The sequence below is a fragment of the Sedimentibacter sp. MB31-C6 genome (assembly GCF_035934735.1).
In the GTDB taxonomy this organism is placed as follows: Bacteria; Bacillota; Clostridia; order Tissierellales; family Sedimentibacteraceae; genus Sedimentibacter.
The window spans coordinates 2,543,670-2,556,675 of record NZ_CP142396.1 but is presented as its reverse complement, the minus strand read 5'-3'; the positions used below and the strand labels follow the sequence as shown (position 1 = coordinate 2,556,675).

Here is a 13,006-nt window from a genome sequence, read left to right as displayed (position 1 = left end):
CTTAACGGCAAGGACGTTCCGTCCTTTGCAATCCTCGTTTTTTGTTATATAGGAAAGGAGAACTTTCCTATATAATAAAAACAAGGTGACATATCATCATGATATGTCACCTTTACAATTTTACACTTATTCTTTCGTTCAGCATAAGTTTTAATATTCTCTTTTTGTGAGGTATTTTGCAAGTTCTTTTAAATACCTTCCATTTTCACCAAATACTGATAAACTATTTATTGCTTCTTCAGTATACTTATAAACATGTTCTTTTGCTTTATCAATAGTTGCAAATGATAAATAAGTAATCTTATTATTAGCTTTATCACTGCCAACTGCTTTGCCTATTTTCTCTTGTGTTCCTGTCACATCTAATATATCATCTACTATTTGAAAAGCTATCCCTATATTTTCTGCATATTTTTCTAGTGCCAATACCTCATCATTATCTGCACCACCTAGAATAGCTCCTGCAACGACACTACTTTTAATAATAGCACCAGTTTTTAGGGCATACATATATTTTAAATCCTCAATATTTAAAATTTCATCATGACCAAACATATCAACTATCTGCCCCCCAATCATTCCTTCAGTACCAGAAGAATTTGCAATAATAGAAAGGGCATTTGCTGCCTGTTTTATGTTCAAATTAGATTCTATTGAAGCTTGAAGTCCTATTTCGAAAGCTTTATTTAATAATGCATCTCCTGCCAATATAGCAGTAGCGTCACCAAACACTTTATGATTTGATAATCTTCCTCTTCTATAATCATCATTATCCATAGCTGGTAAATCATCGTGTATTAAAGAGTATGTATGTATCATTTCCATAGCGCAGGCAAAGGGCATTGCTAATTTAATTTCCTCATTGAATATTTCATATGCTCCTAATAAAAGCACTGGACGCAACCTTTTACCTCCTGATAATAAGCTATAATTCATAGCTTCATATACTATCATTTGAGGATTCTCTTCTGTTTTAAAGATTTCATTCAAGCTATTATTTATAATCATTGACTTTTCTTCGAACCATTGTTTAAAATCCATTATAATACCAAGCCTTATACTTAATAAAGACATGTTAACCATTATAGTTAACAGTCTGTACTTTTAAATATTTTAAAGATAATTGTTTTTTATTATAACATATAGTCTAGATACTGTAAATCAAGATTTGAAACTTTATAGGAAAGAAGAACTTTCCTATATAATAAAAAAATAAAGACCGGAATAATTTCCAGTCTTTCATGTGGTTTTATATTCTAGTTACGTTAGTAGCTTGATCGCCTTTTGCACCTTGTGTAATATCAAAGCTAACTTGTTGACCTTCTTCTAAAGCTTTGAATCCATTTCCATTTATAGCTGAGAAATGTACGAATACATCATCTCCATCTTCCTTTGTAATAAATCCAAATCCTTTTTCTGAATTAAACCATTTAACTGTACCCTTATTCATGAGTACCTCCTAATTATTATTTATATTGCATTGTAGATAAAAAAATTCACATATTTCTACAGATTACATACAAAACAGTACATATAATCTCTAGAAACATGTGAAATTTATAAATACATCTGTAATACAGTAATACTATAACACAAAAGGTCCATTTTGTCAAATAGTAAAATTTATAAATACCTCATTTTATAGTAACAATTTCAACATATTTCTAATAATATAATGTATGTAAATTTAAAATATAATATTAATAATGGATGTGATAATATGAAAGTTTTAAAGTTTAAATCTTTTGAAGAGAATGAAATAAACGAAATTGATGACAAGTCGAATTATCTACAAAATTATCTATCTAAATCTATAAAAAGATTTGTTAAAGTAGATTTTTTAGTAGGAGATAATACTTTAGTTTCAAAAGAAGGAATCCTTAAAGAAACTGGAAATGATTACATAGTTCTAGAAATGGTGCAATCTAACGATTTATTAGTATGTGATATATACTCCATAAAGTTTGTTCAGATAATATAAAGAAGATGTATTAGCTTTAATTAGCTAATACATCATCATTATAATCTAAAATAATATTTCTTACAATACTCTCCATTGTTCCAATATCATCATTTTCATCAATCTGGGTTTCTTTGAGTATGTTTTGAAAGAGACTGTATGCTCTATTATATGATATATTCATTTTTGTCAATTCATTAAGCATTTCTGGGCTTATAGCATCCTTAAAGTCTTCAAAGCTCATTTGCTGAGCACACTTTTTAATCATTACATCACCTCTTCTAGTTCTGCTTTCTTTCTAAATATTCATCATATGTCATTTGCCTATCAATCATCCCATCATCAGTAAGTTCTATAATTCTATTTGCAATAGTTTGAGTGAATTGATGATCATGTGATGCAAATAATACAATTTCTTTAAAATCAATTAAACCATTATTTAACGCAGTTATTGATTCAAGATCTAAATGATTTGTAGGTTGATCAAGAATAAGTACATTGGATCCAGAAAGCATCATTCTGGAAAGCATACATCTTACTCTTTCTCCTCCTGATAACACCTTAGCATACTTTAAAACATCATCACCTGAAAAAAGCATTCTTCCTAAAAATCCTCGTAAAAAACTTTCCGATTGATCTTCCGAAAACTGTCTCATCCAGTCAAGAAGGTTAAAATTGCTGACATCAAAGAACTTTGAATTATCTTTAGGAAAATACGATTGAGTTGTTGTCTGCCCCCATTTAATCGTTCCAGAATCTGGTTCAATTTCTCCTACTAATATTTTAAATAAAGTAGTTTGAGCAAGTTCATTCTCTCCGATAAATGCTATTTTATCTTTCTTATTTACTCTAAATGATATATTTTTTAGTATATCTATCCCATCAATTTTTTTAGACAATCCTTCTACTGTTAATATTTCATTACCAACTTCTCTATCTGGAGTAAACTTAACAAAAGGATATCTCCTCGATGATGCAGGCATTTCTTCAATTGACAATTTATCAAGAAGTTTTCTTCTTGAAGTAGCTTGTTTAGATTTTGATTTGTTAGCTGAAAATCTTTGTATAAAGTTCTGCAAGTCCTTAATTTTATCTTCTCTTTTCCTGTTTTGGTCTTTCATAAGCTGTTGCATAAGTTGACTTGATTCGTACCAAAAATCGTAATTTCCAACATACATTTTTATTTTTTTATAATCAATATCGACAATATGCGTACACACTGTATTTAAAAAATGTCTATCATGCGATACTACTATCACTGTACCTTCAAAACTTAGCAAAAAGTCTTCAAGCCACCTAACAGATTCAATGTCAAGATTGTTTGTAGGCTCGTCAAGAAGTATTATACCAGGTTGACCAAATAATGCCTGCGCAAGCATTACTTTAACCTTCTCTCCACCATTTAACTCTCTCATTAAAGAATTATGAATTTCAGATCCAATTCCTAATCCTTGCAACAATTGTGAAACTTCTGTTTCAGCTTCCCAACCATTCATTTCTGCAAATTCTCCTTCTAATTCAGATGCTTTTACACCATCCTCATCTGAGAAGTCCTCTTTTGCATATAGTGCATCCTTTTCTTTCATTATTTCATAAAGCCTTTTGTTACCCATTATAACAGTTTCCATTACTTCATATTCATCATATTTAAAATGGTCCTGTTTTAAAACTGACATTCTTATTTGGGAGGGAATTGATATTTCACCTGTAGTATGATCAACTTCTCCTGATAAAATTTTAAGGAAAGTTGATTTTCCTGCTCCATTTGCTCCTATTACTCCATAACAATTACCAGGAACAAACTTTAGATTAACATCATCAAATAATTTGCTCCCACCAAATTGGAGACTTAAATTTGTTACAGTTATCATGTCTTCATCCTTACTATAATTAATTTTATATTATCAGTACCTAAGGTACATTTTTTTCCGTTTAATCTAAAACAACTTACAAAGGATATCATATTAATACTAATAAAGCAATATACAAATCAGTAATTAATTATTGCTAATTTTAGCCAGTATATTTCAATCCAATACAAAAAGGGTTTAGCATTCTACCAAACCCCCTATTTATAATACTCTTATCTAGGTTTTTTATTTAAAAAATCAGGTATTTTAAAATCAAATGGGTTGTCATTTTCTGTATTGTTTCCTGGTTTGCCTGCTTTATCAGTTTTATCAGCTTTAACATTTTTAGTTTTGTCTTTTGCTAAATCAGATTTACTTTTATTTGAATTTTCTTTTTCCTGGTTTTCTCCAAATCCAGTTGCTATAACCGTAATTTTAATTGAATCACCAATTGTTTCATCAATATTTGCACCAAAAATAATATTTGCTTCAGGATCAGCTGCTTCTTCTATAAGTCTTGCAGATTCATTAACTTCATGTATACCCATATTGGTGCCACCAGTTATATTTAATAATACCCCTCTTGCACCATTTATAGATGTTTCTAGCAAAGGACTTTGAATAGCCTGTTTTACAGCATTAATAGCACGATTTTCACCTGTGGCCTGTCCTATTCCCATATGTGCCAATCCTTGTCCAGACATGATTGTCTCAACATCAGCAAAGTCCAAATTCATTATAGCTGGAATAGCAATTAAATCAGAAATACCCTGAATACCTTGTCTTAAAACGTCATCCGCTAATGAAAAAGCTTCAAGCATTGTTGTTTTTTTATCAGCAATTTCCAATAATTTGTCATTTGGAATAACAACTAAAGTATCAATATTCTCCTTTAATTTTTTTAACCCAAGCTCAGCATTACGCATTCTATTTCTTCCTTCAAACATAAAAGGCTTTGTTACAACTGCAACTGTAAGAATTCCTTGTGATCTAGCTATATCAGCAATATATGGAGCTGCACCAGTACCAGTACCGCCACCCATTCCTGCAGTTATAAAAACCATATCTGCACCTGTTACTAATTCTGCAATATCAGCTTTATTTTCTTCAGCTGCTTTTTCTCCTATTTCAGGTTTAGAACCGGCACCTAGACCGTTTGTTAACTTTTCTCCTATTTGAAACTTTATTTCCGCTTTTGATGTATACAATGCTTGCTTGTCCGTATTGACACTTACAAAAGTAACGCCTCTAACACCAGCATCTATCATTCTATTTACAGCATTATTTCCACCACCACCAACACCGATTACCTTAATATTAGCTAGTCTTTCTGATGGTTCTTCAAATTCAAACATATATTAACCTCCTACCAAGAGTAATTTTCATACTAACATTCTGATTGACATTATATCACAATTTAGAAAACTTTCATACTTTTTTTTATATAGTTTACCTGTTTTTATTAAATTTTTCAAGGAAAAAGTCTATTATAACCCTTATATTTTTATAAATATTATTACCAAAAGCAAAAACAGCGGCTAAATAAATAGGTAATCCTAGTTGCTCACCAACAAATCCTAAAAAAAGAGCAAATAATAAATCTGAAATCAAAAATAAGCAGCTTTTAAAATTACTTAGTTGTCCTTTTATATTTTCTGACAAAATATTAAAGATAGTGTTTATTATAGCTAAAATTGCAAGTGATATATATACTACATATTCAGGATTATATACAAAATCTAAATTAAATCCTGCTAAAATTCCCAATATTAAACCTGCTACTACATATAACATACTTTTCTCCCCTTATCTTTCAACTATTTGTGCATATTCTACATTATAATTGTTTTCATAAAATTTAGGTATCGATACATTGTAACTTTTCATTACAGCTACTTCCATTCCATATTTATTTTTTAAATCATATGCGTATGTACCTTTTTCAGTAACTGCTTTATATAATTCATCCATATCACCAATGGCTCTAATAATAAATGGAGCAGGCACTCCATCACCATTTATTTTTAAAAGAGGTCCTGCACACACTACCTCAGATTTATTAATTATTCTTTTACCATTAACCTCTATTGCTTCTACTCCAGCACTTTTTAAATCATTTAACAAAACAGTTATATCTACATCATGTACTATTTTATCCATAATATCCATGTCAACATCATCACTTGTGCTATCAGATACTCTTAAATAAATTCCTGGTCCTCGCACATCAGTAAATCCATTATATAATCTAAGTTCCTCCAAAAAGCTATTCATATTATTAATATCGTCAATATAATTAGGATTATTATAATAACTTAGAGATTCTTTTTGCACAATTAAATCTCCTTCTAAATTATCTACTAGAAGCCTTAAATCATTAATATTTTGTTCATAACTATTGATATGTTTTAAAGAATAAATAGAATTTTCATCTATGTCAGTATCTACTCCTATTATTATCCCTGCTGTAGCTATTAATGTAAGTATAAATAATATTAAATTAATAGATTTATCTTTCAATTAAAAACCTCCAATCAAAGATTGATTCTTTATTTCAGCATCATTTTCTAGTCTATTCAAATTCTTCTGGTGGTATTGGTACAACATATTTAAATTCTTTTTCTCCATCATAGCGATTTATCAAAACTTCATCAACATATTCTGTTTCAATTGTATATCCAACTTGACTCATTTGCGAAACAATGCCTCCAACAAAATTCAATGACGCTTCAATTGTTTTATGATATCCTATTGCTTTAATTTCTAAAGGAAGAACCATTGCTACTCCATTTACATTTATATGGTCTAAAACAGGAATAATTTCAGTATAATTTGTATATCTTTGCCCATTAATTGATATGGCCTCAACACCAGCATTATTCAAATAACTTATAAGAGCTAATATATATTGATGGCTCGAAGCTAAATTAACAAATGAATTTGGCTCAGAATTAATTTTTATGATAACTCCCGGCCCTTTTACATCATAATATCCTGATAAAATTTTTTGCTTATCTATTTCTTCTTGTAATCTATTAATTTCACTTTCTCTATCCATTGAAACTGCTTCATTTATTTTAGCTTCTTCTTTTAATTTTTCAATTTCCTCACTTAATTCATTCTTTATAATAGTCAATTTTGTTAATTCATTATTTAATTCAACAGTTTTTTCATCTGTTGTATTATTTCCCAATACATTTTGTTTTGTTTCAAACTGCATCATAAGTATTAAACCTAATGCTAAACTTATAGCAAATAAAATTGCCTTGTCCCACGGTTTTTTCATATATTATCCTCCATTTGAAAATCCTCAATATACACAGGACTATCCCCCTTAGTAAAATCTATTAAATCTGAAGCAACAGTTAAATTATTATTTAATCTATCATTAATAATTTCCATCGCAAAGTTAATTTGATATTTTAAATCGTTTTTTAAGTTTATTCTAATTTTAGTATCATATTCAGTGTCTATTATTACACTGTTTTCTTCTGCCACCGTTATTTTTGTCACTGTTTCGCTTCCAAATTCCGTTTTACAGTATTCTAAAGCATCAAACACAGCATTTATATCATCAATCCCTTTAAACTCTATTCTATCACCTATATTGTATATTACATCCGTTAAACTTTCAATAGTTAATAAATCACTTTTTTCACTATATTTGTTTAATACTATTCCATTATCATCCAAACAAATAAATTCATTATTATAAGCTATCTGGTATTTTTCTTTCCTCTCATCAACTTCTATATAAACTCTATTAGGAAGTTCATACAAAACTCTAGCTTCCTTTATGTAAATTTCTTTTTCAAGAATCTCTTTTATCGAACTTCTATCAATGCTAAATATTTTTTCTCCAATCTCTATGCCTGAAATTTTTTTTAAATATTCATTATCATAGAATTCATTCCCAATAATGTCAATTGCAATTAAATCTAAATATGGCGTTTTAAAGTAAACATAATAAATACAATAAACTACAACTACAGCAGCCGTAAAAAAAGCTGCTGTACTGATAAATAGTTTACTAACTTTTCTCTTTTTTCTACTACGTTTTCTCATTTGTTTTTTTCTTTGCTTAGCCATAATTATTCCTTAGTTAACTTCAATTCTAAATTCCTGCATAAATAAATTTATTCGTATTTCAATCTATCGTAGTTATAATTACCCCTAAATTTCTTAACTTTTCCATAAATTTCTCATATCCTCTATTTAGATGATATATATTATTAACCTTTGTAATTCCTTCTGCTCCTAAAGCTGCTATAACTAATGCTGCACCACCTCTTAAATCCTTAGCATATACTTCAGCACCATGAAGCCTTGGTACTCCATCAATAACAGCTACCCTACCTACTGTAGTAATATCAGCACCCATTTTTTGCAATTCTGGCACATGCTTAAATCTGCTATCAAATACAGTTTCCTCAATAATTGTCGTTCCATTAGCTACAGACATTGAAGCCATAAATTGTGCCTGCATATCTGTAGGAAATCCTGGATATGGTTGAGTTGTAACTTTTTCTATTGCATTTAAGCGACTATTATTACTAACAACTATAGTTCCATGAGTTTCTCGTATTTCACAACCTGCATCTTCATATACTGATGTTATAGATTTAAAATGAGTTTTTTCAATATTCCTTATGTAAATTTTACTCTTCATTGATGCTGCTGCACTTAAATATGTTCCTGCCTCAATACGATCAGAAATTATCTTATATTCTACAGTTTCTGTAACTTGATTAGTATTTCCTTCAATAGTAATTGTACCAGTACCAGCTCCACTCACTGAATAACCACAAGCATTTAAAAAATTCTGCAAGTCAACAATTTCAGGCTCTTTTGCTGAATTATAAATAACTGTTTTCCCTGATATGCCAACAGCAAACAACATAATATTTTCTGTTGCCCCTACACTTGGATAATCTAATTGAATTTCACAACCTAATGGTTCCTTTACAGATCCTACTAAAAGACCATTTTTTTCTAACAATTCAACACCTAACTTCTTTAAACCTTTAAGGTGTAAGTCTATTGGTCTTAAACCAATTTCACAGCCTCCAGGATAAGTGATTTCCACTTTGCCTGTTCTTAGAAGGACTGCTCCCATTAAAATTATAGAAGACCTTATTTTTCTTACTTGCTTTTCCGGTACAGCATGAGTAGTAATATTCCTTGTGTCTATTAAAGCAATGCCATTATCAAATTGAATTTTACAACCCATAATTGTAAGTATTTCAAACATATCTCTTACATCTTCAATATCAGGTATATTTTCAATAATATATTCTCTGCCGCTAATTACCGTACTTGCTAAAATCGGAAGAGCTGCATTTTTAGATCCACCTATATCTACTATACCTTCTAAGTTTTTTCTTCCTTCTATAATAAAGCTTTCCATTTTTATCCCTCCGCAACAAGTTAATAACATAATATATGTTATGCAAAATAATTTTACTTGTTACTTCTGGCTATAGTTAAGAATACTCTTCATTATTTCGTAAATTTTATCCTCTACATTAACAGAACCAAGTTTTTTAGAATTTAAAGACATTGTTTTTAAAGTATTTTTATCATTAATAATATCGTAAATTGCTTTTATGAGCTCCTCGCCATTTAAATCTTTTTCTAATATTACTTTGGCAGCACCTTCCTTTTCTAGAGCTCTAGCATTAAATTCTTGATGATTTTCAGCAGTATAAGTTTTAGGTATTAAGATAGAAGGAACTCCCAATGCAGTAATTTCAGCAATTGTTATTGCCCCGGCGCTACCAATAACAATATCAGATGCAGCTAGGGCAGTTGGCGCTTCATACATATAATCTCTAATATCAATATTCTCGCAAGTATTAATATCTATTTTTTCAATTTGCTCAATAAAATCATTATATAATCTTTTGCCTGTTACATGTAGAATTTTAATATTACTGTTCCCATTAATTTTTTTTATTACATCTATTATAGCTTCGTTTAAACTTATCTGGCCACCACTACCACCAAAAGAATATATAAAAATATCGTCTAGCTTTAAATTATACTTAGTTCTTGACTTTCTCCTATCAGTAGTCAAAATTTCCTTTCTGACAGGATTTCCAACTAAAACAAGTTTACCTTTAACACCATCTGGAAAATATTTTTCAGCTTCTTTAAAACTAATTCCAATAACATCAACAAACTTAGATAACATTTTATTAGTTATACCAGGAAACACATTTTGCTCATGTAGCATTGTGGGTACATTTTTTAAAGAAGCAGCAAGGACAACTGGACCACATACATAACCGCCAGTTCCTATTACAATATCAGGCTTAAATTCTTTAATTATTTTACCTGCTTCTATAACACCCTTTAATGAAGCAAACAAGGTCTTAACATTTTCAAAGCTGATTTTTCGTCTTAAATACCTAGCCGTAACACCTTTAAATTCAAAACCTTCTTTTGGAACTAAATCACTTTCCAAACCATTTTTAGTTCCTACATATAAAACTTTATTTGAAGAATCTGCAGACCTGACTTTCTGTGCTATTGCCAAAGCTGGATTTATATGTCCACCAGTTCCTCCTCCTGTAATCAATACTCTCATTAATTTATCCCATTCCTTAGTCAATATATAATTTAAACTATGTCATTCTGAATTTATTACCAAAAATCTCTCTTTGCCCAATAATTTCGACTATTACTTTGGAGACAATATTATAATATGTCAATTTCTGTATGTATTTGAATGTTTTGAAATATTTAATAAAATACCCATGGAAAACAGTAAAAACATCAACGAAGAACCTCCAGCACTAATAAAAGGCAGAGCCCTTCCAGTTGGTGGCATAGAGGATGTAGTTACAGCGATATGTATCATAAATTGGACTAAGACCAAAGATGTCATACCTAATGCAACTTGACTTCCGAAAAAGTTTTCTGTATTCATAGAAATTCTAAGACCTCTCCATGCAAATATTACAAAAGCTAATATAACTCCGACACATCCAATAAATCCTAATTCTTCACCTATAATAGAAAATATAAAATCATTATATGGCTCTGGTAAATAAAAAAACTTTTGTCTACTTTTACCTATACCCATTCCAAAAAGACCTCCAGTTCCTAATGCGAAAAGAGACTGAACTATTTGCCAACCTTCATCCTGAATATATTTAAAAGGATCAAAAAACACTATAATTCTATTTATCCTATACGGTTGCATTGCAATCAAAAGCACCACTCCTCCAATACCACATAAAACTAATAATGTTAAATGTGATATTTTAGCACCTGCACAAAAAAACATTACAAGAAGAGTTCCTCCTAATATAATTGCAGTGCTTAAGTCATCCTGTATTGCAATTAGACCGCAGAATAATAATATCCCAAGCATCGATGGAATAAAACCTTTTGAAAAAGATCCTATGTTTTTTCTATTTCTATCAAAATAGTCAGCCATATATAAAACTCCACCAATTTTAATTATTTCAGATGGCTGAAAATTTATACCAGCAATACTTATCCACCTTTGAGCTCCATTAGATGCTACTCCAATAATAACAGTTAATAAAGCAAATCCAATACATGTCATCAATATAATTTTATTAAGTTTTGCATACACTTTGAATGGTATATATGTAATGAATATCATCCCAGCGAACCCTATTATAGCTGCAAAAACCTGTTTTCTAAGGAAATAAAAAGGATCTCCATCAAATTTATAATAACCATCTGGATAACTAGAACTGTAAACCATTAAAAAACCGAAAAGTACTAATATTAATATTACAAAAACTAGTAACCAATCGATGGTTTTTTTCTTAACTTTGCGTATTGATTCCTCCATAATATTTTACCCTTTCCTTAAAATCTTTCCCTCTTACTTCATAGTTAGGATACATTCCCCAACTTGCACAAGCAGGTGAAAGAACAACATTATCTCCAATACCGCTTAATTCAAAAGATTTTTTTACTGCTTCATCCATATTTAGTACTTTATAAATATTATGAAAATCATATTTTTTTGCACATCTCTCGATATCGTCTGCTGTTTGACCTAATAGTATTAAAGCTTTTACCTTTTCATCGAAAGATTTTATAAAATCATCATATGTTGATTTTTTATCATAGCCTCCAGCTATTAATATTATAGGTTTTTCAATACCTTCTACAGCTTTAATAGATGCATCAGGATTAGTTCCTTTAGAATCATTATAAAATTTAACACCATTATATTCTCCACAAAATTCTAAACGATGTTCAACACCTTTGAATTCCTCTAATACTTTAGCAATTATTTCTGGTTCTATTTTCAATGCTAATGCAGCGCCAGTAGCTGCTAAGGCGTTTTCTACATTATGCTTTCCAGGTATAAATATATCGGCTACATTAAAAACAAATTTAGTATTTAATTTATCTTTATAAAAAACTTTGCCCTCATCAATAAATATACCTTCATCTAAAATTCTTTCAGTACTAAAAAATATTTTCTTAGCATTAATTTTATTACTGTATTCTCTTATAATTCTATCTTCATAGTTTAATATTGCATAATCATCTTTTCCTTGATTGCAAACATTTTTGAATTTTGCTTCTATATAATTATCCATTGTTTGATGATAATCCAAATGATCTGGAGTAATATTTGTAGTTACACTAATATGAGGTTTATATTCATTCGTACCTGCTAACTGAAAACTACTAACTTCTGCAACAAGAACCTCTTCCTCAGTCGAGTTTAATGCATCATTAAATATTCCAGAGCCTATATTACCAGTAAGTTTACAGCTAATGCCACCTTTCTTGACTATTTCACCAATTAGTGTAGTAGTTGTAGTTTTACCATTTGTACCTGTTATAGAAATTATCGTAGCTTTAGTTATTAAATATGCAGCTTCTAAATCACTTATTACTTTTATATTCATATGTAAAAGTTTTTTAATAATAGATGTTTCATATTTAATACCAGGGCTTTTTATAGCCAAATCAATTAAATCAAAATTAATATTATCACGATGGCTACCAAAATAATATGTTGCTTTGATTTTCTCTAGTTCCTTTAACTTGTTTATATTCTTTTCCTTTGGTGATTCATCATATACATAAATTTCTGCCCCAAGAGTACTTAATCCCTTTACGCAAGATATTCCTGAAACACCAAGTCCTATTACGAGGATTTTTTTATTATTAAACATCACATTAACCTCATTTC

14 protein-coding genes are annotated in these 13,006 nt (G+C 29.7%); 1 reads left to right on the top strand and 13 read right to left on the bottom strand.

Annotation, left to right across the window (positions count from 1 at the left end):
• Positions 1-150: 150 nt before the first annotated feature.
• Together U8307_RS12055 and U8307_RS12050 are read right to left on the bottom strand one after the other, a co-directional pair.
• On the bottom strand, positions 151-1,074 hold the full coding sequence (locus U8307_RS12055) for a polyprenyl synthetase family protein (protein ID WP_326908224.1): 924 nt from the start codon (positions 1,072-1,074) through the stop codon (positions 151-153).
• A gap of 175 nt (positions 1,075-1,249) precedes the next feature.
• Positions 1,250-1,450, bottom strand: a complete 201-nt coding sequence (locus U8307_RS12050; protein ID WP_326908222.1) for a cold-shock protein — start codon at positions 1,448-1,450, stop codon at positions 1,250-1,252.
• A gap of 270 nt (positions 1,451-1,720) precedes the next feature.
• On the opposite strand from U8307_RS12050, the gene U8307_RS12045 reads away from it, so the two are divergent.
• Positions 1,721-1,981, top strand: a complete 261-nt coding sequence (locus U8307_RS12045; protein ID WP_326908220.1) for a hypothetical protein — start codon at positions 1,721-1,723, stop codon at positions 1,979-1,981.
• A gap of 16 nt (positions 1,982-1,997) precedes the next feature.
• On the opposite strand, the gene U8307_RS12040 is transcribed toward U8307_RS12045, so the two are convergent.
• From U8307_RS12040 to murD, 11 genes are all read right to left on the bottom strand, one after another.
• Positions 1,998-2,228: a hypothetical protein gene (locus tag U8307_RS12040; protein ID WP_326908219.1), complete on the bottom strand. Its 231-nt coding sequence runs from the start codon at positions 2,226-2,228 to the stop codon at positions 1,998-2,000.
• A 13-nt stretch (positions 2,229-2,241) separates the two neighbouring features.
• A complete protein-coding gene (locus U8307_RS12035) occupies positions 2,242-3,831 on the bottom strand; it encodes an ABC-F family ATP-binding cassette domain-containing protein (RefSeq protein WP_326908217.1) in 1,590 nt (529 codons plus the stop codon).
• A 212-nt stretch (positions 3,832-4,043) separates the two neighbouring features.
• Positions 4,044-5,165, bottom strand: a complete 1,122-nt coding sequence (gene ftsZ, locus U8307_RS12030; RefSeq protein ID WP_326908215.1) for a cell division protein FtsZ — start codon at positions 5,163-5,165, stop codon at positions 4,044-4,046.
• Between the two features lie 94 nt (positions 5,166-5,259).
• On the bottom strand, positions 5,260-5,604 hold the full coding sequence (locus tag U8307_RS12025; protein ID WP_326908213.1) for a DUF1290 domain-containing protein: 345 nt from the start codon (positions 5,602-5,604) through the stop codon (positions 5,260-5,262).
• 12 nt (positions 5,605-5,616) lie between these two features.
• Positions 5,617-6,330 (bottom strand): DUF881 domain-containing protein, encoded by a 714-nt coding sequence (locus U8307_RS12020; RefSeq protein ID WP_326908211.1) that lies wholly within the window; start codon positions 6,328-6,330, stop codon positions 5,617-5,619.
• A 52-nt stretch (positions 6,331-6,382) separates the two neighbouring features.
• On the bottom strand, positions 6,383-7,096 hold the full coding sequence (locus U8307_RS12015; protein WP_326908209.1) for a DUF881 domain-containing protein: 714 nt from the start codon (positions 7,094-7,096) through the stop codon (positions 6,383-6,385).
• A complete protein-coding gene (locus tag U8307_RS12010) occupies positions 7,093-7,899 on the bottom strand; it encodes a cell division protein FtsQ/DivIB (protein ID WP_326908207.1) in 807 nt (268 codons plus the stop codon). Before U8307_RS12010 ends, U8307_RS12015 begins: the two co-directional genes overlap by 4 nt.
• A gap of 58 nt (positions 7,900-7,957) precedes the next feature.
• A complete protein-coding gene (murA, locus tag U8307_RS12005) occupies positions 7,958-9,217 on the bottom strand; it encodes a UDP-N-acetylglucosamine 1-carboxyvinyltransferase (RefSeq protein WP_326908205.1) in 1,260 nt (419 codons plus the stop codon).
• A gap of 60 nt (positions 9,218-9,277) precedes the next feature.
• Complete coding sequence (gene murG / locus U8307_RS12000) at positions 9,278-10,399, bottom strand: undecaprenyldiphospho-muramoylpentapeptide beta-N-acetylglucosaminyltransferase (protein WP_326908203.1); 1,122 nt, start codon at positions 10,397-10,399, stop codon at positions 9,278-9,280.
• Between the two features lie 120 nt (positions 10,400-10,519).
• The gene (gene ftsW / locus U8307_RS11995) at positions 10,520-11,641 is read right to left on the bottom strand and encodes a putative lipid II flippase FtsW (protein WP_326908201.1); all 1,122 of its coding nucleotides are present in this window, start codon (positions 11,639-11,641) and stop codon (positions 10,520-10,522) included.
• A complete protein-coding gene (murD, locus tag U8307_RS11990) occupies positions 11,616-12,989 on the bottom strand; it encodes a UDP-N-acetylmuramoyl-L-alanine--D-glutamate ligase (protein ID WP_326908198.1) in 1,374 nt (457 codons plus the stop codon). Before murD ends, ftsW begins: the two co-directional genes overlap by 26 nt.
• Between the last annotated feature and the right edge of the window lie 17 nt (positions 12,990-13,006).